The organism is Arthrobacter sp. NPDC089319, assembly GCF_040684925.1.
Lineage (GTDB): Bacteria > Actinomycetota > Actinomycetes > Actinomycetales > Micrococcaceae > Crystallibacter.
Genome location: NZ_JBFBGZ010000006.1, coordinates 82,318 through 104,487, shown reverse-complemented (window position 1 = coordinate 104,487; position 22,170 = coordinate 82,318). Strand labels below are relative to the sequence as shown.

Annotated in this window: 17 protein-coding genes and 3 pseudogenes; 4 read left to right on the top strand and 16 right to left on the bottom strand. The window is 62.0% G+C overall.

Features of this window, described 5'->3' with window-relative positions; translation table 11 throughout:
* Positions 1–198 precede the first annotated feature (198 nt).
* The 9 genes from AB0N75_RS10550 to AB0N75_RS10510 all read right to left on the bottom strand — a co-directional run bounded on the left by AB0N75_RS10550 (position 199) and on the right by AB0N75_RS10510 (position 13,358).
* A complete protein-coding gene (locus tag AB0N75_RS10550; protein ID WP_364649042.1) occupies positions 199–1,500 on the bottom strand; it encodes an MFS transporter in 1,302 nt (433 codons plus the stop codon).
* 434 nt (positions 1,501–1,934) lie between these two features.
* Positions 1,935–2,648, bottom strand: coding sequence for an FCD domain-containing protein (locus tag AB0N75_RS10545; protein ID WP_364649039.1), 714 nt, complete (start codon positions 2,646–2,648; stop codon positions 1,935–1,937).
* Positions 2,649–2,892: 244 nt separating this feature from the next.
* On the bottom strand, positions 2,893–6,345 hold the full coding sequence (locus AB0N75_RS10540) for a pyruvate carboxylase (protein WP_364649036.1): 3,453 nt from the start codon (positions 6,343–6,345) through the stop codon (positions 2,893–2,895).
* Positions 6,346–7,566: 1,221 nt separating this feature from the next.
* On the bottom strand, positions 7,567–8,997 hold the full coding sequence (locus tag AB0N75_RS10535) for an amidohydrolase family protein (RefSeq protein WP_364649033.1): 1,431 nt from the start codon (positions 8,995–8,997) through the stop codon (positions 7,567–7,569).
* Between the two features lies 1 nt (position 8,998).
* Entirely contained in the window at positions 8,999–9,808 is an 810-nt protein-coding gene (locus AB0N75_RS10530; RefSeq protein ID WP_364649030.1) for an alpha/beta hydrolase, read from the bottom strand.
* An 82-nt stretch (positions 9,809–9,890) separates the two neighbouring features.
* Complete coding sequence (locus AB0N75_RS10525; RefSeq protein ID WP_364649027.1) at positions 9,891–10,307, bottom strand: RidA family protein; 417 nt, start codon at positions 10,305–10,307, stop codon at positions 9,891–9,893.
* Positions 10,267–10,686, bottom strand: coding sequence for a fumarylacetoacetate hydrolase family protein (locus AB0N75_RS10520; protein WP_364649024.1), 420 nt, complete (start codon positions 10,684–10,686; stop codon positions 10,267–10,269). Before AB0N75_RS10520 ends, AB0N75_RS10525 begins: the two co-directional genes overlap by 41 nt.
* A 1,059-nt stretch (positions 10,687–11,745) precedes the next feature.
* Entirely contained in the window at positions 11,746–12,657 is a 912-nt protein-coding gene (locus AB0N75_RS10515; protein WP_364649021.1) for an AraC family transcriptional regulator, read from the bottom strand.
* On the bottom strand, positions 12,654–13,358 hold the full coding sequence (locus AB0N75_RS10510) for an FCD domain-containing protein (RefSeq protein ID WP_364649018.1): 705 nt from the start codon (positions 13,356–13,358) through the stop codon (positions 12,654–12,656). Before AB0N75_RS10510 ends, AB0N75_RS10515 begins: the two co-directional genes overlap by 4 nt.
* Positions 13,359–13,692: 334 nt before the next feature.
* Between AB0N75_RS10510 and AB0N75_RS10505 the strand changes: the two genes are divergently transcribed.
* From AB0N75_RS10505 to AB0N75_RS10495, 3 genes and pseudogenes are all read left to right on the top strand, one after another.
* Entirely contained in the window at positions 13,693–13,965 is a 273-nt protein-coding gene (locus tag AB0N75_RS10505; protein WP_364649015.1) for an FCD domain-containing protein, read from the top strand.
* Positions 13,881–14,096, top strand: a complete 216-nt coding sequence (locus AB0N75_RS10500; RefSeq protein WP_364649547.1) for an FCD domain-containing protein — start codon at positions 13,881–13,883, stop codon at positions 14,094–14,096. Before AB0N75_RS10505 ends, AB0N75_RS10500 begins: the two co-directional genes overlap by 85 nt.
* A 478-nt stretch (positions 14,097–14,574) precedes the next feature.
* Positions 14,575–14,891: pseudogene (locus AB0N75_RS10495) on the top strand (transposase); the annotation flags it as partial.
* A gap of 47 nt (positions 14,892–14,938) precedes the next feature.
* Here AB0N75_RS10495 and AB0N75_RS10490 read toward each other — a convergent pair.
* The 3 genes from AB0N75_RS10490 to AB0N75_RS10480 form a co-directional block, all read right to left on the bottom strand.
* The gene (locus AB0N75_RS10490) at positions 14,939–17,302 is read right to left on the bottom strand and encodes an FdhF/YdeP family oxidoreductase (protein WP_364649012.1); all 2,364 of its coding nucleotides are present in this window, start codon (positions 17,300–17,302) and stop codon (positions 14,939–14,941) included.
* Positions 17,303–17,731: 429 nt separating this feature from the next.
* Positions 17,732–18,109, bottom strand: coding sequence for a RidA family protein (locus tag AB0N75_RS10485; RefSeq protein WP_364649009.1), 378 nt, complete (start codon positions 18,107–18,109; stop codon positions 17,732–17,734).
* A gap of 98 nt (positions 18,110–18,207) precedes the next feature.
* On the bottom strand, positions 18,208–19,107 hold the full coding sequence (locus tag AB0N75_RS10480; RefSeq protein ID WP_364649007.1) for a fumarylacetoacetate hydrolase family protein: 900 nt from the start codon (positions 19,105–19,107) through the stop codon (positions 18,208–18,210).
* Between the two features lie 174 nt (positions 19,108–19,281).
* On the opposite strand from AB0N75_RS10480, the pseudogene AB0N75_RS10475 reads away from it, so the two are divergent.
* A pseudogene (locus AB0N75_RS10475) lies at positions 19,282–19,437 on the top strand (GntR family transcriptional regulator); the annotation flags it as partial.
* Here the strand turns inward: AB0N75_RS10475 and AB0N75_RS10470 are convergent.
* The 4 genes and pseudogenes from AB0N75_RS10470 to AB0N75_RS10455 all read right to left on the bottom strand — a co-directional run.
* Positions 19,363–19,653: pseudogene (locus tag AB0N75_RS10470) on the bottom strand (Rid family hydrolase); the annotation flags it as partial. The pseudogenes AB0N75_RS10475 and AB0N75_RS10470 sit on opposite strands and share 75 nt — an antisense overlap.
* A 52-nt stretch (positions 19,654–19,705) precedes the next feature.
* Positions 19,706–20,584, bottom strand: a complete 879-nt coding sequence (locus AB0N75_RS10465; RefSeq protein WP_364649004.1) for a fumarylacetoacetate hydrolase family protein — start codon at positions 20,582–20,584, stop codon at positions 19,706–19,708.
* 36 nt (positions 20,585–20,620) lie between these two features.
* Complete coding sequence (locus AB0N75_RS10460; protein WP_364649001.1) at positions 20,621–21,394, bottom strand: ABC transporter ATP-binding protein; 774 nt, start codon at positions 21,392–21,394, stop codon at positions 20,621–20,623.
* Positions 21,381–22,169: an ABC transporter ATP-binding protein gene (locus tag AB0N75_RS10455; RefSeq protein ID WP_364648999.1), complete on the bottom strand. Its 789-nt coding sequence runs from the start codon at positions 22,167–22,169 to the stop codon at positions 21,381–21,383. The genes AB0N75_RS10460 and AB0N75_RS10455 overlap by 14 nt, the downstream gene beginning before the upstream one ends.
* Position 22,170 lies beyond the last annotated feature (1 nt).

The window sequence follows — 22,170 nt, the reverse complement described above, 5'->3', positions numbered from 1 at the left end:
TCTCAAGCTGCCCCTCCACCGGTGTCTCCTTCGCCGCGATAGATGCGGAACTCAACAGGTCGATATGCTCTCCAACGTTTCCAGTGCATACCGATTATTCGCCCAGCACACCTGCAGCGGAACGACCCAATGTGCGCTGGGCTTTAAGCTGATGTCTTCGAGCAGGCTCCCGCCGCTACGTGAACGCCGCGAAAAGGCTCAAGACCGGCTGCTGGTCCGCTGAGACAAACACTGATTTGGTCGGCGCGCCGTGCAGTAACCGCGGCGGATCCTGACAGTGTTCGGCTCCCTCGGGAATTGGCGTCGGGGGCACAGGGACTTTTTGGACTCGTGCGCAGGTCGCAGCAGCCGTGCGACCAGGATTGTTGCCGCCACTGTAACGACCGAAACTGCCAGGACTGTGGGCGCGAGTGCGTCGGAACCATGAGTCTGGAATAGTATCCCGAGCAGTGGTGGCAAAAAAATTGAGCCGGCTAGGGCACTTGCTACAACATAGCTGAAGGTCCCGCCACGGGCATAGCCGCTTGTCATCAACCATGTGAGCCCCGTTGGGAAGATTGGGCCGATCATTAGCCCTGCGAGCAGATATGCCCATACCGCCGAGTCAGGTACGACGACGGCGACGAACAAGGCGAGTGTCATCCCGGCGGAGCTGACTATCACGATGCTGGAGGGACGGAACCGGGCCGTGAAAGGAATGGCCGCGACCCGGCCCAAAACCATGGCCAGCCAGTAACCCGAGACGGCAAGCGTTGCCTGGATTTCACTATGGCCTTGATCCATGAGCCGTGTTGGCTCCCAGGTGCCGATACCGGATTGCACGCCAAAATGAGCTATGTAAAGCACCAAGAAGCCTGCGATGACCCACACTTGGACGGGGCGGGTCCCCCGGTTCACCTTCATGGAGTGTACGGTTTTCGGCTCTTTCCAGCTGGCAATCCCTTTCACTCCGGTGACGGCGAAGAGCATAAGGCAAGCAACGACCAGGAACATTAGGGACCAGCGCTCTGCCCCCAGGACCGCGAGCAGGCCGGGGGCCAGTACCGTCCCGACACCGAAGCACCCATGAGCAATGTTGACCATGGCTGCGCCACGGCGGCCCTGGCCAGTGATGAATGCTTGGCTAACAAGAGTGTCGCAGCAGCCTAGGCCAAGGCCGGCCAGGACCGCCCCCGTCAGAATCGCGGACCAAGCGGGAACCGTACCGATGATGAGCGCCCCGATGCCCAGAGCGAGGAACGCGCCACCGAACGCCGCTCGATACCCAAATCGGCGTAGCACCATTTGCACCGAGAGAGCACCCACCACCGAACACGCCGACTGAATCGCAAAGGGTAGCCCGGCAACACTTTTGTCAATGCCGAACTGCTCTTGAAGCTGTGGAATAGCTGGCCCATAGGCGGCCCACAGCAGTCCGAGTCCCGTCATGGCGGCGCAGCATGCAGTGGTGGCCCACGGCGAAAACAAACGTCGATTTGATCCATTTAGCTGAGTAGTCACTCAAAGAGTATAAGAGCATCCCTTTCTCGTTGTGCAACACCGTCTTATGACAGAGGCACGGCGGCACGGCGAGATTAGCTAGTGGCTGGGGGCACAGCGACCCTCAAAACGACCGGCACCGTTCCCGCAAAAGCCATCAAACTGGCCATGCTTGTTCGCAAGGCGCGACTGCGGCCCTCTGCGTCACACCTAGAATGGCCCGCCTGTGAAAGTCGGTCAAACCCTGCAACTCCCCTTGTCCCGGCCAGGAAATTCTAGGCGCGGTTGACGCTACAGGTCCCCTAATCGAACAGCTTGCAGAGACGATGAGCAGGGGCTGTTAGTTGCAGGTACAAAGTCCTGCAATCCCGCCGGCCACGGCACTCGAAGGCAGCCGACGTAGCGCTTTCAAGATGGAAAGGCCTCTACGTGCGTTACGGCGTGGATGGCCGCAACTACTTCACCCCAGTTCGCGCAGAGGTTCCGGAAACGTCGTCTTGCTCGCGAATTGCCCCCAGGAGATGGGCCCTAGCGGCCGCCGCTGCGCCCGCCCCGTCTCCGCTCTTGATTGCCTCCACGATTAAGCTGTGCTCGTCGACGAAGACGGTGAGGGGTTGGTGGGCCGAGGCTTGCCTGACTGAACGTTCGATTCCTTCGTCGATACCTCGATAGAGCCGCGAAAGCACCGGGTTCTGGGCCGCGTCGACGATTGCCTGATGAAGGGTAGCCGACAGCGGCGCCAAAATATTGACGTCATCGCCTTCGGCGGCACGCCGTGACTTATCCAGCAACGCCTCTAATGTCGAAATATCTTCGGCGGTTGCTCGTGTTGCCGCGATTTCGGAGGCCTGCGCTTCAATAGCGAGTCGCGCTTCCAACACGTACGTCAGGTCCTCCCCGGCGACAAAGCGCGCCAGAACGGTGTCAAGCTCACTGGCTGCCCGAACAAAAGTTCCACTGCCTTGGATGGTCTCAAGCATCCCGACATGAACGAGTGACTGGACCGCTTGGCGCAGAGTGACACGGCTCACCCCGTACTGGGCAAGTAGGTCTGCCTCCAACGGCACCCTGCTTCCGACCGGCCAGGCGCCGGAGGCTATATTGCTCTTCAGGATGGCAATGACTTGCTGAACAAGGGCCGAACGTTGAGGCACCTGGGGTGTTGTCACTTATGGGTCCTCTTCCTTAGCCAGCAAAAGGGATGCTTTACATATTACCAACGGTCTGCCCCGCCAGGCGCCGCTGCGACGTCCTCTACGCCATGCTCCGCGACGTGACCCTCTACGAAACACTCAGCTCAAGGCAGCCTGAACCCTTGACGAAGAACATAGGGACCCCCGGGCCGCTTGCGGAGGTTCCGAGCTGTCCGGACCTCGTTCCCCGGGCTGCCAAGAAGCCCGGGGAACGGAATTGTTAGGCCTCGGTTTTGATTTCGAGGAGCAGGTCTCCACCCTGGACTTGGGCGATTCCATCGATGGCGAGGCGGGAGATGGTGCCGGCGGTGGAGGTGGTGATGCCGGCTTCCATCTTCATGGCCTCGATGGTCGCGACGGTGGCTCCGGCCTCGACGGTGTCTCCGACCTTGACGGTCGCGGTGACTGCTCCAGCGAAGGGGGCCGCGATGTGGCCGGGGTTGGACGCGTCAGCCTTTTCGGCGGACCGGGCGGTGGATTCGACGTTGCGGTCCCTGACCGTGATGCTGCGCGCCTGCCCGTTGAGGGTGCACAAAACGGTACGCATGCCCTTCTCGTCGGGATCCGAGATGGCCTGCAGGGTCACCAACAGGCGCACGCCCTTGCCCAAAGGGATCACGTGTTCGTGGTTCTTGCGCATCCCGTAGAGGTAGTCGCGGGTGTGCAGGATGGACACGTCCCCGTATTCAGACACCGCCTTCTCGTAGTCCCGGGTGGGACCGGCGAAGAGCAGCCGGTTCAGGGCGGCCCGGCGTGTGGCCGAATCGGCGGCCAGGGCCGCGGAGTCCTCCTTGGTGAGTTTCTCTACGTGGGGGCGCACGGTGCGGCCGGCCAGGGCCTTGGTGCGGAAGGGTTCGGGCCAGCCTCCGGCCGGATCCCCGAGCTCCCCGGAGAGGAACTGGATGACGGAGTCGGGGATGTCGAACGCGGCTGGGTTGGCCTCGAACTCGTCAGGGTCCACATTCATGCCCACCAGCTGCAGGGCCAGGTCCCCGACCACCTTCGAGGATGGAGTGACCTTGGTGGGACGTCCTAGGATCTTGTTGGCTGCGGTGTACATGTCCTCGATGGCCTCGAACCGCTCGCCCAAGCCGAGGGCGATCGCCTGCTGGCGCAGGTTGGACAGCTGCCCGCCAGGGATCTCGTGCCGGTAGACCCGGCCCGTAGGCCCGGCCAAGCCGGACTCGAACGGTGCGTACATGGCCCGCACCGCCTCCCAGTAGGGTTCCATCGCGGCGGCGGCCTGGAGTTCGATGCCGGTATCGCGCTCGGTGTTGGCCAGCGCGGCGACCAGTGCGGAGGCCGGGGGCTGGGATGTGGTCCCGGCCATGGAGGCCGCCGCGACGTCGACGGCGTCCACGCCCGCGTCCACGGCGGCCAGCAGGGTGGCCAATTGGCCACCGGCGGTGTCGTGGGTGTGCAGGTGCACGGGCAGGTCGAAGCGCTCGCGCAGCGCAGTGACCAGGATCCCGGCCGCGGCCGGCCGCAGCAGCCCGGCCATGTCCTTGATCGCCAGGATGTGCGCGCCGGCGTCGACGATTTTCTGGGCCAGATCCAGGTAGTACTCGAGGGTGTAGACGTCCTCGGCCGAGTCCAACAGGTTCCCGGAGTAGCACAGGGCGACCTCGGCCACGGCGATGCCGGTGTTCCTGACGGCTCGGATGGCTGGGGCCATCTGGGAGACGTCGTTGAGGGCGTCGAAGATGCGGAAGATGTCGATGCCGGTGTCCGCGGCCTCGGCCACGAACGCGTCGGTGACCTCGGTAGGGTAGGGGGTGTAGCCGACGGTGTTGCGTCCGCGCAGCAGCATCTGCAGCGGGATGTTCGGCAAGGCCCGGCGCAGCAGGGCCAGGCGCTCCCACGGGTCCTCGCTCAAAAAGCGCAGCGCGACGTCGTAGGTCGCCCCTCCCCAGACCTCCATGGAGAACAGTTGCGGCAGGGTGTGCGCGTAGGCGGGGGCCGCGGCGAGCAGGTCGCGGGTGCGGACCCGGGTAGCCAACAGCGACTGGTGCGCGTCGCGGAAAGTGGTGTCCGTGACCGCCACTGCAGACTGTTCGCGCAAGGCGCGGGCGAAGCCCTCCGGGCCAAGGTGAAGCAGGCGCTGACGCCAGCCGGCGACAGGGGCTACCTCGACAGGGTCGTCGAACGGGGACCGGGATGGCTCCTGGCGCTTGTCCCCTGGGAAGGAGGGGAGCTTCTCCCGCGGGTCGATCCCATCCCGGCGGGCCCCGTTGGGCCTGTTCACCGTGACGTCGGCCAAAAAGGACAGCGCCTTGGTGCCACGGTCCTGGGACCGGTTGCCGACCAGCAGGTCGGGCCGGGAGTCGATGAAGTCGGTGGCCACGTCCCCGGCGACGAACTGCGTATCATCCAGCACGTTCATCAGAAACGGGATGTTCGTGGCCACCCCGCGCACGCGGAACTCGGCCAGCGCGCGCCTCGCCCGGGCAACGGCCGCCAGGTAGTCCCGCCCCCGGCAGGTGAGCTTGACCAGCATCGAGTCGAAGTGCGGGGAGACCTCGGCGCCGGTATAGATGGTCCCGCCGTCCAAACGCACCCCGGACCCGCCCGCAGAGCGGTACACGGTGATGGTACCCACATCCGGGCGGAACCCGTTGGAGGGGTCCTCCGTCGTAATACGGCACTGCAGGGCCGCGCCTCGGATGCTCAGCTCCTCTTGCCGGATGCCCAGGTCCTCCAAGGTCTCCCCGGCGGCGATGCGCATCTGCGCCTGCACCAAGTCCACGTCCGTGATTTCCTCAGTAACCGTGTGTTCGACCTGGATGCGCGGGTTCATCTCGATGAACACGTGCTGCCCGGCCCGTTCACCCACGGTGTCCACCAGGAACTCCACGGTGCCCGCGTTCTGGTAGTTCAGCGCCTTGGCGAACTTCACCGCGTCCGCGTACAAGGCCTGGCGAATGTCCTCGTCAAGGCTCGGGGCCGGGGCGATTTCGATGACCTTCTGGTGGCGCCGCTGCAGGGAACAGTCTCGCTCAAACAGGTGCACCACGTTCCCGGCCTTGTCCGCCAGAATCTGCACCTCGATGTGGCGCGGACGCAGCACCGCCATCTCCAGGAACACCGTCGGATCCCCGAATGCGGTCCCGGCCTCGCGCATCGCCGCGGCCAGGGCCTCCGGCAGCGCCTCGCGGGTGTCCACCCGGCGCATGCCGCGCCCGCCGCCGCCGGCGACGGCCTTGACGAAGATCGGGAACCCGATCCTGTCCGCCTCGCCGATCAGCCAGTCCACGTCGGCGCTCGGCTCCGAGGATGCCAGTACCGGGATCCCGGCCGCGCGGGCTGCCTTCAGCGCGGCGACCTTGTTGCCGGCCAGCTCCAGCACCTCCGGCGGAGGTCCGATAAACGCGATCCCGGCCTCCGCGGCCGCCCGAGCCAGGTCGGGATTCTCCGACAGGAACCCGTAGCCCGGGTAAATCGCATCCGCCCCCGCCTCCTTCGCGACCCGGACGATCTCATCAACGTTCAGGTACGCCCGGACCGGGTGCCCCTCCTCGCCGATCAGGTACGCCTCGTCGGCCTTCTGCCGGTGGATCGAGTTGCGGTCCTCGTTGGGGTAAACGGCAACCGTCTTGGCCCCGAGCTCGTATCCGGCACGGAACGCGCGGATGGCGATCTCGGCCCGATTGGCCACCAAAACCTTCGAAAACAATGGAACTCCTAGTCTGGGCGGATAGTGCGTAAGTTGCAGGGCTGGTTGCTCTTCGTTGCGGATCAGATCCTGGGCAGCGGCGAACCTGCTGTCAGTCATGACGGCCGGGGCAATATTCGCGACACCTGCCTTGCAACCGCGGGTAGAGGTCAATCCAGGCTTTCCTGTAGCGAGCCACGGCTCCAGGGGTCGGGCAAATCTGTGATCAAGCCATCGGCGTGGGTCGGGCAGGCACCGCGGCTTCCCCTCAACCGGACAATAAGGATGCAAGGCCCAACGAGGGCCGTGGGGTGTTGGAGTCACGAGCCAATGGCCGAGACCGTCAGAACCTACCCTGCCAGCCTGTCCCAGAGCAGCCGCCTAAAGGCTTGCAGAGGTAACGGAGCTGCCACAACAGGCCGAGGCACGATGCCCCCCCCGGAAAAGGTAAGCCCTTTCGATTTACGCTCTCTTATAGGGTTCTTTTGCGTAGGTCGCAATGTTCAGAACATCTACTCCGGGGAAGCGAGAACGGAAATTGAGTGGATCGCGTCAGCCACTTGACGATTCATTAGACGAAACCAATTCCCTCCGGAATCCCTAACTCGAAGCACGAGCCCCTGTTTGGCGAGCCTTCCGAGCTCGCGTTCCACCGTATGGGGAGAGACCTTTAGGCTGAGGGCAATATCGTATGCATACCCCGGTGCCTCGCTCAGCATTTTCAAGAGGGTGGCAGCTAGGCTATGGCTCATGGATTGGCAAACGGCCGTCTCTATCGGACTTGGTTGCCGGGAGGGAGAAAGGGCGGTGTTGCTGGACAATGTCTTCTCCTCTGGACGTGGTTTTTGCTTCAGTGGCGACGCTCCGCCGCGGTTTCGAACGGACGGTTCTCCAGGGGGCTGATGCGGGTTGATGAAAAGGTGAGAGTTTCATTGGCCTTATGGTCCCGCCGGTTTAACTCCTCTCCTCAAGCTCCTGAAAGAAGTGCCTGACTAGGGCCACCGGGCGACATCCGGGGCCGGGAGTGGCGTCAGGTCGGAAGTCGGCGCACTGAGGCTCTGCCGAACCTGGCTACTGCTGTACTGATATATCTGAGAAGGTCCATATTTTTTCTGCTGATATAACCGGGAGGATCCAGATCAGACAGCTTGACGCGCGTCTCGCGTCAAGCTGTCTGACCGTCATTCCCAGCACTTGGTCTTCAGCGACTAACGGCCGTGATCAGCTGCTGGGAGATTCCTGTCACACTCCGACGGGAGCAACAGCAAGCTTCTCGAATTTGCGTATGTCGTTGAGCATGTCGCGGCGACGCTCACCGGACCAGTCGAGCTGGGTCTTGGGGATTTCCGCTCCCTCATAGACGCGCTCATAGGTGATGAGGTCCCATCCGTACTCATGGGGCAGGTAATCGTTGCGAACGAAAGTGCTGCGGACGTCATCGGGGAAGGTCTGAACCTCACCATTCAGGATCACTACCTCCACCTTCCCGGGCTGGTAGAGGACACGGATGTCCTTCAACGGGTCACCGTTGACGACAATGATGTCGGCGAGCATGCCCTCTGCGATGACACCCAGATCGTCGGGCAACCTCATGGCGTTGGCGCCGTGCTTCGTTCCGGCCTGGATGGCTTCGAGCGCGCTCATGCCGGTGTACATCATCAGCATCTCGAGTTCGCGTGCGTGCCACTGTCCATAGGGGACGAGCGAGAAGCCACTGTCGGTGCCCATTGCGAACTTTACGCCGGCCTTGTAGGCGCGATGCAGGGAGTCCATGGTGGCCTCGTTCATGCGCTTGGTGGCCTCTACGATCGAGTGGCGGGCGCGGGCCTCCTTCGCAAACTCGACCACGTGGTGCATCAGCAGCTGAGTCGGAGCAAGTGGAATCTGGCTCTTCGCGAGGTTCTCGATCGTGGCGTCCGACATGTGGTTGCCATGCATGATGTGGTCGAAGCCGGCGTTCACCGCTGCGTTCATCTCACCGTCGCCGCGGGCATGGATCGTGATCTGCAAGCCTAACTGGTGGGCGAGATCGGCACACATCTTCAGCTCGTCGTCTGTGAACGCCTGGTAATCGCCGAACGGGGAGTCCGCGAGCTTGATGAGGTCGACACCCCCCTTCTTCTGACGACGGATTTCGTCGATCATGTCGTCCTTGGTGTTGGTTAGGCGGCCGGTGCTTGCCTCCGGAACCCCGGTCGAGTCGGGGAACCAATCAGTCAGGCCATTGCTGGTCGTCAGGTATCGACCGGCGGTGGTCATCCGGGGGCCGTGCACGATGCCTTGACGGATGCCTTCGCGCAGGCCCACACCGATGAAGTAGCTGCCGCCGGGCTGGGAGATGCTGGTAACCCCAGCTGCCAAGACCTTCTCCACATTCACCGCGGCGATCAACGTACGCAGCTCTGGCGGCGTATACATGCTGATCTCTTCCTCGGTCCGGGCAAGCCCATACGTCATGTGGCAGTGGATGTCGATCAGGCCCGGCATCACCGTCTTGCCGCTGGCGTCGACGACCTCCAGGTCCGCGCCACGAGGCACGTCATTCTCGATATTGACCTTGCCGACCTTGACGATGCGCGCATCGCGAACGAGGACGTCGCAGTTCTCCATGGGAGGATTCAGGTCCCCGTCGATCACGGTGCCGTTCTCGATGAGCAAGTACTTGGATGACATTTCAATTGCCTCCTGTGGCTGATTGGCTGTGCCCAGTGTGGGCCGATTGATTAGTGAAGAACTCCTCGACGATTCCGGCGAATTCGACGGGGTTCTCGAAATAAGGCGCATGACCGCAGTTGTCCATCACGCGTAACTCCGCCCCAGGAAGTGCGTCGCGGCTCCGGTACCCCATGGGCAACGGCGTCCACCCGTCGTTCGCACCCCACACGAGCAGGATGGGCAGGTTAGGCCTGAACTCCAGCAGTCTTTCCGTTTGTAGGTCCGTTACCGAATCCTCGTTGAGCGCCTGGGCAGCCTTGTGCAGGGCCTGTCGCGCCCCTGCGGAAGAGTTGATCTGGGATTCCTCCCGGACCCAGGCATCGACCACCTGATCGGGAGACGACACCAGGAAGGTTAGTTTCGCCCGCACTGCCTCGGGGCTGCCGTCCGAGACCTTCTCGGGAGGCACCATCCATTCTGTTTCCATCGGGACAATGCCCATGGTTCCGATCAGCACGAGTCCGGCGACCAAGTCAGGCCGATTGCAGGCCAGTGTCGCACCCACCTGACCGCCGAGGGACGTTCCCAGAATAATGACCTCACGCAGGTCGAGAGCGTCGAGGACTCCCTCTACGAATCGGGCGAAGTCCCTGGGCCGGTATCCGAAGTCGGCCGGTTTGGAGGCCAGTCCATGACCGGGTAAGTCCATGGAGAGGATTCGGAATCCGGAGGCCGCCAAGGCCGGCATCACAGGGATGAAACGATCGGCGCGGGAACCGACACCGTGGATGCAGAAGAGCACGCGTTCCCCGCAGCCCGACTCGACCACTCGGGTAGTGACGCCACCGACAGTCACCGGGTAACTGATGGCCGTTTCTCTGCCCTGTTGGAAATAAGTGCTCGTCACAGCGTCACTCCCCAGCTGGACGGACGGCAAGGGCCTCGATTTCTACGACGAACCGCTCCTCGACTAGCCCATTGACCACAAGCAGGGTGTTCGGAGGATAGATCCCCCCGGGGTAGATCTCGTCGAATACTTCGCGGCGGACGTCCATGAAGTGAGGGATGGTTTCCCGGCCTACCAAGAAAGTCTGGAACTTGATCACGTGTTCGAATCCCAGACCAGCTGCAGCCAGAGCGTGTCCCACGTTCTCGAAGCAGCCGCGGACCTGATCCCGGGCTGAATTCGTGCGCGGGAAGGCACCTGTCTGGTCCGTTCCAAATTGCCCCGCGACGACGACGAGCTCCCCGGGCGTCGCCTCGGAGACGGGTGAGTAGGCGCCGAACTTAGCTAGCTTGGGAACTGTCGGATGGTAAGTGACGGACATGGCGATAACTCCATTTCGGTTTATGTGTAGGTGATGACGTGAGGGTCTCGTTAGGATGATGTGCCGCTGGCGACCAGTGGAGCCGTCGAGTGACCCGCGTCGAATTGCGCAGGCTGTCGATGGACTCAGTAGAGGTCTCCACCACGCCGTCCCGCAGGAACCCGGCCGGCTTCCGTTTGAAGCCCACACCGGCAGGCGTCCCGGTAACCAAGATGTCGCTTGGACGCAATGAGAAAACGTTGAGACCACTGAGATCAGAGGAGCTTGTCGCTTCCGACCTTGCAGATGAGAACGCGGCGTGCAACACAACGAGACTGGCAGCGAAAGTTGAAGAAGATACGCGACGGATCCAATTGCGCGATGAAATAAAGTCAAGCATTAGGAACACTCCGTATTTAGGAACCCTTAGCTGATAACCCTATGGACTGCTTTCTCATGGCGGATAGGACAATCCCGCCATCATCTGGCACTATACGAGCGCGTTCCAATCGTGCGGGCCCCCCGCTGGTGTATTCCAGACCCTTTTCCAAGATCGAAGGACGCCCACTGATCTGTCGGCGTCTGCATACGCCTCCGGCGCTTCCCTCTCCCGACTGGCGCTCTCCATGCACAAGTCCTTTTGCAGCTAGGACAGACCGTTCGCGATTTGGAGAAGGATCTCGGCCTTGTTGTTCTGTCAGGGTCTGTTGGGTTGGACGAGCTTATGCTTGCGCCCGGGTCTTGCAACACGGAGTGGATGTCACCGCGCGCACTGGCCTCAGTTTGACCGCCCGCCCCGGCCGGCAAGGCCCCGAGACTGCACGATTTCCGCCACACCTTCGCCACGAACGCCCTGCTGCAAGCCTGCCCCGACAGTTCGGATGTTGAGGCCATGATCGCAGTCCTCGCCACTTACCGGCTTGGGCAATGTCAGACCGGAGGGCACCCACTGGTATCTCGCTCTGGGCCTCGCGGGTGCACGGGTCCGCACCGCAGAAACCGCTGGAGCTCCGTTGTCGTGAGCCTGTTGACACCAACCCTGCAATTTTTATTGTCTCGGAATAGGGGCTTCGGTGTGTTGTTGTCAGCCTACGAAGGCCGGGACGCAAGAGTCATTAAAGACTCGAACAATCCTTCAGATCCATCAGGGCCAGTCCAAGCTGCATGTTCATCTCGAAGTCGCCTTCAAAACCGTCCATGGCGTTCTGGTAGGTCATTTGGCTGACCGTGTCTCTGAGCAGGTGTTCTTTCCAGCCGGCCGCGCCAGCCTTTGGCCAGGTCGCCCTCGTACAGGTCCCGAATGACTTCCACCTGGTCGAGCAGGCACCGGATTGTCACTTCCTGGGCGACGCAGGACGGATAGGTCGAGCCGCGGATGCGGCGTCCAAAGGCCCTTACGATCTTTCAGTCCTACCGGCTTGAGCCGAGAGTACGGCGCGGTACAGTAACGGCGCGCGCATCAGGAGGCTCTGCGGGGATTATCCTGGCCTGTCACAAGCGCCGCACGCTTTCTGTACGCGGTCGGAGTAATGCCCCAATGGGAGGCGAATCGCCTCGTCGCATAGGAGGGATCCGGCCACCCAACCGCCCGTCCGGCCGATGCCACCGTCGCCGTCTCAGAGCGCAGGATGCGGGCCATCTGCTCTGCACGAAGTTGGTTGAGAAAAGCTATGGGTGAATGACCCACCTCTTGCTTGAAGAGCCGTGACAAGTGCCCAGGCGAGAGAGCGACTTGGGCCGCCAGGCGATGAATATTCCAATCCTCGTTCAGCCTGTCTCGTAAGAGGCCGACTGCCTCGGTCAGCACGACGCTGTGGAATGCATCCCCCGCACCTTTGGAGTGACCGCCAGGTGAGGGAACCGTCGACGAAAACCGTGCATAGGGCTGGGTGCTCGCGAGACAGTCCAGGACTTGGTAGAAAAAGCCCAGTTCCGCGAACACGGTCTGTCCCGGAACCTCGCGAAAGCGGTCGGCCAAGGAGGCCATCGCGGTGAAAGCACCCGCCGTAAGCCTTCGGGCAGTGACCTGTCCTGGCGCCTTGACATCTCGGAGAGCTTCCTGCTCGGCATGGAGTGGAGTGCTGTGGTCAAGGAGTGCGGTGGACAAGTACAGAACAGAGAGCTTCAGCCGTGTGTGAGTTTGGTAGGCATGCCAGGAATTCGGTCCGAGCGTAACTACACTTCCCGACCGAATATCGAGTGAGCCAGCCTGTGTGTTGTGATGCGCCCTGCCGTCACGTACGAAGACTATCTCGGCGAAATCATGCCCGTGCGCCAGAAGATCGCTGGTGTGCAGTGAGTTTTGCACTCGAACAAGCGCTTTCGAAGATGAGAAAACTTCTGGATGCGTGACAGTGTGGATCGTCGTCATTTGTTCTTCACCTCTGCGGACCCATGGTCTCCTGCAGCGGCGGCATACCCTTGAAGCGCGCCCACGAGATGAGCCCTTGCGGCCGCCGCTGCGGTGGAGCCGTCGCCGCTCTTGATGGCCTGGACAACACGGGCGTGTTCGTCGACGAACGTGGTCAGGGGCTGATGAGCCGAGACTTCCCGCACCGAACGTTCCATGCCTTCATCGATGCCGTGGTAGAGCCGGGACAATACCGGGTTCCGCGCTGCATCGACAACTAACCTGTGAAAGGCCGCCGACAGCGGGGCCAAAGCGTCGCCATCGTTGCCCTCGGCGGCTTCCCTAGATTTTTCAAGCAATGCCTCCAACTGCTCGATGTTCTTGTTGGTGGCGCGCGTTGCCGCGATTTCTGACGCCTGCGCTTCGATCGCTAGGCGAGCCTCCAATACATATGCCAGTTCCTCTCCGGCGACGAATCGCGCCAGCACGGTGTCGAGCTCACTGGACGCCCGGACGAAGGTGCCGCTGCCTTGGATCGTCTCAAGCATCCCCACATGAACGAGCGATTGAATCGCTTGGCGGAGAGTTACCCGACTGACTCCGTACTGGGTGAGCAGTTCCGCTTCCAATGGCACCCTGCTGCCTACAGGCCATGCACCGGAGGCTATGTTGCTCTGGAGGATAGCAATGATTTGTTGCACAAGCGCTGAGCGTTGAGGCATTTGCGGTGTTATCACTAGGGCTCATCTCCATGGCGAACAAAGGGATGCTCTGCATGTTAGCAGCCCGTCGGCCCTGCTGATAGATTGCCAAGGCGTTCAGCGAAACCGTCGGTTGCGGGCTACCAGCAATGGCCTGAGCGCACCCGCCTCTCCTATCAGGACCACAGATATGAGACCGGTGCGCCATTTCCGAGGGAAGCCAGTACCCAATCGTCGGGACGCAATGGGATGACCCTCGAGAACGCGCAGATCAGGGTCCGGCCCAGGTGCAGTGTGAACTCGCTTCTGTGCCGCCCGCCTTCACACGCCATGGCTCCCAGCGGATGCCCGGACGGTGCGACCTGCAAACGAGTCGGACTTTCGGGAAATGCTCCGATGCCTCGAGGGTGGCGAGAACAACGACGACTATCACGAGTTCGAGTCTTGGGATATCGCGCTACACCGAAGCTTCACCGTGGCCACGCACAATGTCATCATCCTGTCGATGATGGACCTGCTCCACACGTCAAGGAATGACCCCGTCTGTGGGTCCTCAAGAAGAAGAGCTTCACCCCCTCCACATGCCAGGAATACCGTGGTGAACATAAGGCCATCGTGGAGGCGCTGATGAGGAGGGACCGTGGCCAGGCCGCCGCGGCCATGACTCAGCACCTGGCCTCCATACGACACGGAGCCAAGGAGCGCCGGTGGGTTCGACCACGTCCTGTCGGGTTCGGGCGTCAGCGCAGAGCGGGGTAGTCGGTATAGCCACGTGACGATGGGCCGTAGAAGGTTGATTCATCCGGTTCGTTTTCGGGGTAGCCGTGTGTCCAGCGTTCGACGAGGTCGGGGTTGGCGATCATGCTTCGGCCGATGGCGACTGCGTCTGCTGATTCTTCAGTCAGAATCCGGTAAGCATCGTGTCAACGTCAGCCATTCGGCCGATTCCCTGGTGGAAGTGGGAATGGTTGCCTTGCGGCGGTGGCGTTCGACCACGATCTCGTAGAAGTCCCGTACTGCCTGGCCAGGCCGATCAGGCGTTAGACAACGCGCATCCCGGTCCAGGGCAGTGGGCCGTCCAGGATCCGCTCGGCGTAGATCTCGCGTTCTTCTCCGCCGGCGTACCGGTCCGCGGCTGGGACGGCATTGTCTCGGCTCTGGGCGACCCGATCACCGTGGGCATCATCCTCGGCCTCGTCGAGCGGCGTTTGAGGACTTCACGGAGCACTGAGTCAGCAAGTACGGCGCGGTCATCCGCCTGTGGGCGAACGCGTGCGAGGAGTTCATCCCGTTCCTGGACTATGACGTGGAAATCCGCCGCGTGATCTGTTCGACCAACGCGATTGAGTCGCTCAATGCCAGGTACCGGCGCGCGGTGAAGGCCCGCGGTCATTTCCCCACGGAGCAGGCCGCGCTAAAGTGCCTCTATCTGGTCACCCGGTCACTCGATCCGACCGGTGCCGGCAGGATCCGATGGGCCACGCGTTGGAAGCCCGCTTTGAACGCCTTCGCATCACCTTCAGCGACCGCTTCCCGGCCGCCGAAAACTACTAAAGGAAACCGCCGGATACACCTTTAATGAGACAGTCCCTCCATAGCCTCTAAGTCATGATGTGGTCGGCTGCCGCGTTTTGGCGCGAGACTAGCTCGCCAGCCGTTGCTTCTGCGGTGTGGGGTCGGAAGCGGACGAACATGGCTTTGAAGCCGGGGGTGTTGGATTCGCGGGCGACGTTTTCTTTGTGGACCAGAGCGTTGGCTTCGGGGAAGTACGCGGCGGCGCAGCCCTTGGCGGTGGGGTAGGCCACGAGGCGGAACCTGTCCGCTGTTCGGTCGTGGCCGCGGAAGGTGCTGACGACGTCCACGAGGTCCCGGTCTTTGAAGCCGAGTTCTTCCAGGTCTTCGGGGTGGATCAGGATCACGCGTCGGCCGGCGGAAATGCCCCGGTAGCGGTCATCTAGGCCGTAGTAGGTGGTGTTGTACTGGTCGTGGCTGCGGATGGTCTGCAGCACCAGGTGCCCGTCCGGCGGCGTGAGGTACTCCAGCGGGCTGACCGTGAAGCGGCCGCGGCCGATGTTCGTGGCAAACGAGCGGGTGTCCCGTGGCGGGTTGGGCAACACGAACCCGTTCTTGGTCCGGACCCGGGTGTTGAAGTCCTCGAAGCCGGGCAGGACACGTTCGATGTGGTCCCGGATGACGTCGTAGTCATCGGCCATGGCTTTCCAGTCCACCGGGTGCTCGGGGCCGAATGTTGCCTCAGCCATGCGGGCGACGATGACCGGCTCAGCCAGCAGGTGCTCGGAGACCGGAGTGAGGCGGCCCTGGGTGGAGTGGACCACGGACATGGAGTCCTCCACGGAGAGGAACTGCGCGCCCTTGGGGTGTTTGTCGTCCTTGTCCGTCCGGCCGAGAGTGGGCAGGATCAGTGAGGTGCAACCGTGGACGATGTGGGAGCGGTTGGGTTTGGTGGAGATGTGCACGGTCAGGCCGATCCGCTGCATCCCGGCCTCCAGCATCTCGGTGTCCGAGCAGGCCAGGGAGAAGTTGCCGCCCATGGACACGAAGACGTCCACCTCGTCGCGTTCGAAGGCCTCCATGGCCTCCACAGCGTCGTAGCCGTGGCGGCGGGGGGAGGTGATTCTGAACTCGTTGTCCAAGGCTTCCAGGAGCTCTTCCTTGGGCTTTTCCCATATGCCCATGGTCCGGTCGCCCTGGACGTTGGAGTGCCCGCGGACGGGGCAGGCGCCGGCGCCGGGCTTGCCGAAATTGCCCTGCAGGAGCAGGACGTTGACCATTTCCTTGATGGTGTCCACCGAGTGCGGCTGCTGTGTCACGCCCAGCGCCCAGCAGAAGATGGTGGCCTTGGAGCGGATGAGCATGCCGGCAACAGTCTCGATCTGTCCGCGGGACAGCCCGGTGGCCTTCTCCGTTTCGGCCCAGTCCAGCTCTGCGCGGGCTTCACGGTAAGCATCGAACCCGTCGGTCTGGGCGGCGATGAAGGAATGGTCGACGACGGTGCCCGGGTTCCGCTCTTCCTCGGCCAGGAGCAGGTGGCCGAGCGCCTGGAACAGGGCCAGGTCCCCGCCGACTTTGATCTGCAAGTATTCATCGGCCAGCGGGGTGCCGCCGCCGATGACGCCGGAGACGGTCTGCGGGTCCTTGAAGTTGAACAGCCCGGCCTCGGGCAGCGGGTTCACGGCCACCACCTTGCCGCCCTTGTCCTTGCATTCCTTCAGCGCCGACAGCATGCGGGGGTGGTTAGTGCCGGGGTTTTGGCCGACGACAAAGATTAGTTCGGAATCGTGGATGTCGTCCAGGGACACGGTGCCCTTGCCGATGCCGATTGTGGGGTTCAGGGCCGATCCGGAGGATTCGTGGCACATGTTGGAGCAGTCCGGCAGGTTGTTGGTGCCGATGGCCCGGGCGTAGAGCTGGTACATGAACGCGGTCTCGTTCGCGGTCCGCCCGGAGGTGTAGAAAACGCAGCGGTCCGGGGTAGATGCCCGGACGTGTTCGCCGATCAGCTCGAACGCCTCAGCCCAGGAGATTGGGGAGTAATGGGTATCACCTTCCCGGATCACCACCGGTTCGCTGAGCCGGCCCTGGTTGCCCAGCCAGTACTCCGTCTTCTCCGACAGCTCCTTGATGGAGTGCTTGGCCCAGAACTCGGCGCCCACGGTCCGCAGGGTGTTCTCCTCGGCCACGGCCTTGGCCCCGTTCTCGCAGAACTCGGCGGCCTTGCGCTTTTTGTCCGATTCCGGCCAGGCGCAGCCCGGGCAGTCGAACCCACCGCGCTGGTTCAACCGCAGCAGCGACTGGGCGGTGCGGGTCACTCCGGCCTGCGCCACCGCACGCTCCAACGCCACCATCACCGCCTTGACCCCGGCGGCCTCGGTCTTGGGCTTGTGGACTTCTAGGTCGTCCTCGTTGATATCCGCGACGGGGGCGGTCTGCTTTCCGAACTTCATCGTCTACCTTTCCTTACGCAACAGGGTTGACCGTCGCTTCACTCGCTTCCTGTGGCGTAGTGGAAACACTTCCGCCTTCCGCGACCGGCATGAGCGTCGGGTGGGGCGATTACGGAGACAACCGCATTCGCATGCCTTTCGGGCCTAAAGCTCACCAGGCTGGTCCGTTTGTTTCCATTTCAGGTTCGGAACCAGCCTCCGTGAGCAGGAGGAACCACGACCGGAATGGGGTCCCGATCGTGGTTCATCTTGCGGATGCGTCAGACGGTGCAGTTCCTGGTTTGCTCTCGACTGGAACCAAAATCAGTCCTCGGGGTGTTCCCACTTTTGGCAGTTCCGCGATGCGTCCTGGGGGAAGTAGTGGCGGTGTCGGCTATCAGACCAGGCCCCGCAATTCATGGGTCTGCGTTACGTCAAGACGTCAGCGGGTTATTTCTGGGCAATCGCTTCGATTTCAACGACGAACTCCTCGTGGACGAGTCCGGCGACGATGAGAAGGGTGTTGGGCGGGTAGTTGCCTTCGGGGTAGATTTCTGCGAATACTTCCTTTCTGGCTTCCATGAAGTGAGGGATGGTCTCCCTGCCCACAACGTAGGTCGTGAACTTGATGACGTCGTCGAAGCCCAGGCCCGCTGCGTTGAGTGCCTTGCCTACGCTAGCGAAAGCACCGCGAACCTGCCCCGCGGGGTCTGTCTCGTTAAGTCCAAATTGTCCTGCGATAGCGACAACGCCATCAGCAATTGCCACCGGTGAGTAGTCTCCGAACTTTGAAAGCCCATCGACCTCGGATAGGTACTTCACAGCCATGCTGTTGCTCCTTCTGTAATTTCAACTTACGAATGATGTGCACTCGCTCCTCGTGTTCATTGCTGACTGCTCAGCGATGATTTTCTTGACTGTGAGGATTACGCAGGCACAACAGCGCGAACCTCGTTGCGCTGAGTACCCAGGCCGGTGATGGAAATCTCGATGACATCGCCGGGCTGGACGAAACGTGGTGGATCGAATCCAATACCCACGCCCGCAGGCGTTCCCGTGGCGATAATGTCTCCGGGAAGTAGGGTGATTCCCGCGGAGATGGTGGAAATTAGTTCCGGGATATCGAAGATTAGATCGCTTACTTGCCCGTCCTGACGGGCTTCGCCGTTGACCCAAGACTGCACACGGAGCGCTCCGGGGTCCGGAACCTCATCCTTTGTAACAGCGTAGGGGCCCATGGGGCAGTGCGTATCCAGAGACTTGCCCAAGAGCCATTGCTTGTGCTTGCGCTGGAGGTCTCGCGCCGTGAAGTCATCAATGATGGTGTATCCCCACACGTGGTCGAAGGCGTTCTCGCGTGAGATTCCTCGCCCACCCCGCCCAATGATGACTCCTAGCTCAGCCTCGTAATCCAGTTCCTGGGTAACCGCGGTATGAGGCTCGATGTGATCGTAGGGTCCGGCTACTGAGGTCGTGGCTTTGTGGAAGACAACCGGGGCTTCAGGTGTTTCTTCTGAACGGTCTGGCATATCGTATCCGGATCGTCCAAATTCCACGACATGGTCGCGGTAGTTTTTTCCAACGCAAAAAATGTCACGTCGCGGGACCGGGATAGGAGCGCGTACTTTCACGTCCGCGAGTGACAACTCGGGAAGATCCTGAGTGCTTTTCAACAGCGGCTCGTACTTGTTCCATGACTCGATCACATCCAGGAGCCCCAGGCCGTCGGGGAGACGTGAGCTGAGGTCCCGAAGTGTCTCGCTCTCTGGGTCGGCAATCCCCACATGGGTATCGCCGCAGCCAGTTGAGAATGTAACCAATTTCATGCGCGAACCAATCCGTATCAATCGAACCAATATTACAAGACGAGCATAGCCTCTTGCGGAATTAATGTGCAATACCTTGGACCAACCGGTCTCGTATACGAATACATTGGTGACAATTGGTCGCTATCGATACGCTGACGGGGGTGCTGGACCTAAAGCAGAAGCTTCGTTTCGATGCTCCTCGAGGGCCTCGCTGCCGGCGCCTTGAGCCCGGGAGGGAAATTGCCAACCAAGCGAAACCTCATCACCCGATTTTCAGCGCCCCGGAGTGCTGTACGACGAGCTCTTGGACAACTGGAAGATGAAGGCCTTCTCATCCGACATGTTGGCAGGGGGACCTTCTTGAGTGTCCCGGCCTACCAAGAAAGTCTGGAACTTGATCACGTGTTCGAATCCCAGGCCAGCTGCAGCCAGAGCGTGTCCCACTTTCTCGAAACATCCGCGGACCTGATCCTGGGCTGAATTCGTGCGCGGGAAGGCACCTGTCTGGTCCATTCCGAATTGCCCCGCGACGACGACGAGCTCCCCGGGCGTCGTTTCGGAGACGGGTGAGTAGGCGCCGAACTAGTATGTAGGTGATGACGTGAAAGGCAGATCGCTAGGCTGGCGTGTTGCTGGCGACCAGTGGAGCCGTGCGAGTGACGCGCACTGGATTGCGCAGGGTGCCGACGGACTCGATGGAGGTCTCCACGACGTCGCCGTCCCGCAGGAACTCGGCCGGATTCCGCTTGAAGCCCACACCGGCAGGCGTTCCGGTAACCAAGATGTCGCCTGGGCGCAATGGGATGACATTCGAGACCACGGAGATCAGGGTCGGGATGTCGAAGATCATGTCCTTGGTCCGAGCAGACTGCTTGACCGCTCCATTTACACGGAGCTGTAGCTCCAGGTCCGGCTCGCTACCGATCTCGTCCCTGCTGACGATCCAAGGGCCGATCGGAGTGGACCGTTCGACGTTCTTCCCCAGGGTCCACTGCTGATGCTTGGTCTGCAGATCCCGGGCGGTGATGTCGTTGACCACCGTGAACCCGGCCACGACGTCCCAGGCCTCGGCTCGGTCCACCCCGCGTGCGGGGGCCCCGATCACTACGCCCATCTCGGCCTCCCAGTCGAACTCCTCGGAGACGTCTGCAGGCAGCTCGAGGACGTCGTACGGCCCGCACATGGCCGCCTCGTCCTTCATGAAGAGAATCGGGTTCTCGGGGATGTTCGCGGAGAAGACGTCGGCCGATTCGATCTGGTGTTCCACGTAATTGATGCCGGCACAGATGATCCGCGATTCGGGCAGGACGGGGGGCAGGGTGGTGACGGCGCCCAGATCGATCCCCGGACCCCGCTGCAACCCAACCTCCCGTTCCTGTCCTGCCGCTGAGAGGACCATCAGGTCCCGCATGTTCCAATCCACCCGGTGAACAGTGTCCCCAATGACGACTCCGCACGCGGTGCGGCCTTCGTGGATGTAGTTGATGTACTTCATGGAGCTTCTTCCTTATCTCTGGACCTGTGAAGTGTCTTACTGCTTGGACCAACTGGTAGCTCTGATGCCGGTGGCGCCCTCGCCACCGAGGAACACCTCCGCGAAGGTGGGATCGGCAAGCAGTTCGCTCGAAGGGCCCTCCCTGCGGACCTGACCCGATGTCAGGAGGTAGGCGTAGTCGCTGGCGTGCAGGGCGATGTTGGCTCGTTGTTCCACCAGGACCACGGCCACCCCTGCCCGCATGACACCGCTGAGCTGCTCCTCCAGCATCCGGTGCGCCAGTTCCTCTGTCAGGCCTGCCGTCGGCTCGTCCAGGAGCAGGAGCTTCGGCTCGAGCATGAGAACCCGCGCTACGGCCAACATCTTGCGCTCCCCACCGCTGAGGTTCCCTGCGTGGCGGGTGAGCATCTCCTTTAGGCGTGGGAACATCTCAACGACCGCGTCAATCCGTTCGCTAGTCTTGCTTCGGGACAGTGCGTACCCGCCGAGCTCGAGGTTCTCCTGTACGGTCAGCGGGCCAAACACGTCCTTGAGCTGGGGCACGTAACCCACGCCGGAGAGGGCGAGTTCAGGGGTCTTTTTCCCGGTGACGTCCTCACCGTGCAGCGAGATGGACCCTCCCATTGGGGCCAACACCCCCGCCAGGCCCTTGAGCAGTGTGCTCTTGCCGCAGCCGTTCGGACCGACGATGCACGTGAGCTGCCCGCCGCGGGACTGGAGCGAGACATCGCGGATCACCGGGTTCCCCCGATATCCGGTACTGAAGTTCCGGACGTCCAGGACGACGGGTGCTTCCTTAACCTGCGACATATGCCTCAACCACCTTCTGGTCCCGGCGAGCCTCTGCCATGGACCCCTCGAAGAGAACCGTTCCGCGGGCCATGACCACCACGTGATCGCAGATGTCCTCCACCGCGTCGAGCTCGTGGGCGATCATCACGACGGTCACGCCCTGTTCACGAACGTCCCGCACGAAGTCACCGACGGTGCTGATGATGCTCGGGTGGAGCCCGGCGAATGGTTCATCGAGCAGCAGGACCCGGGGCTCGGCCATCATGGCCCGCAGCAGTTCTACGATCCGCCGTTGGCCGCCGCTGAGGTCCTGAGCGTAGTCGCTTTCCTTGGCGCTAAGCCCGAAGTCGGACAACAAAGCCCGGGCTCGTTTCACCGATTCGGCTTCCTTGGCTGACCACGAGCCGGGCCAGTCCAAGAACCCGTAGAGACGCTCGCGCCCGATGATCTGGGATGCCCCGACCAGCAGGTTCTCCAGCACGGTCATCCTTCCGAAGTCGGAGGGAAGCTGGAATGTGCGGAGGATCCCCCGACGAGCACGGACGTAGGGCCGGGCCTTGGTGATGTCCTTGCCCTCGTGAAGGACGGTTCCACGCGTCGGGATCTGGCTGCCGGCCATAACGTTCATCGCGGTGGACTTCCCGGCGCCATTGGGGCCCACCAGCGCAGTAGCCGAACCGTGAGCGATATCGAGGTTGACGTCGTCGAGGACAGTAACCTCACCGAAGTCCTGGCCGATCCCCCGCAGCGAGATCGCGACGTTCGGTCCGGTCTTGGGTCGGACCGCTTCCATC

What these genes read in the sequence shown, in the direction of transcription:
- AB0N75_RS10535 (WP_364649033.1), bottom strand. Translation starts at nt 8,997, where the DNA reads ATGTCATCCAAGTACTTGCTCATCGAGAACGGCACCGTGATCGACGGG.
- AB0N75_RS10525 (WP_364649027.1), bottom strand. Translation starts at nt 10,307, where the DNA reads ATGTCCGTCACTTACCATCCGACAGTTCCCAAGCTAGCTAAGTTCGGC.
- AB0N75_RS10520 (WP_364649024.1), bottom strand. Translation starts at nt 10,686, where the DNA reads ATGCTTGACTTTATTTCATCGCGCAATTGGATCCGTCGCGTATCTTCT.
- AB0N75_RS10515 (WP_364649021.1), bottom strand. Translation starts at nt 12,657, where the DNA reads ATGACGACGATCCACACTGTCACGCATCCAGAAGTTTTCTCATCTTCG.
- AB0N75_RS10510 (WP_364649018.1), bottom strand. Translation starts at nt 13,358, where the DNA reads ATGCCTCAACGCTCAGCGCTTGTGCAACAAATCATTGCTATCCTCCAG.
- AB0N75_RS10490 (WP_364649012.1), bottom strand. Translation starts at nt 17,302, where the DNA reads ATGAAGTTCGGAAAGCAGACCGCCCCCGTCGCGGATATCAACGAGGAC.
- AB0N75_RS10485 (WP_364649009.1), bottom strand. Translation starts at nt 18,109, where the DNA reads ATGGCTGTGAAGTACCTATCCGAGGTCGATGGGCTTTCAAAGTTCGGA.
- AB0N75_RS10480 (WP_364649007.1), bottom strand. Translation starts at nt 19,107, where the DNA reads ATGAAATTGGTTACATTCTCAACTGGCTGCGGCGATACCCATGTGGGG.
- AB0N75_RS10465 (WP_364649004.1), bottom strand. Translation starts at nt 20,584, where the DNA reads ATGAAGTACATCAACTACATCCACGAAGGCCGCACCGCGTGCGGAGTC.
- AB0N75_RS10460 (WP_364649001.1), bottom strand. Translation starts at nt 21,394, where the DNA reads ATGTCGCAGGTTAAGGAAGCACCCGTCGTCCTGGACGTCCGGAACTTC.
- AB0N75_RS10455 (WP_364648999.1), bottom strand. Translation starts at nt 22,169, where the DNA reads ATGGAAGCGGTCCGACCCAAGACCGGACCGAACGTCGCGATCTCGCTG.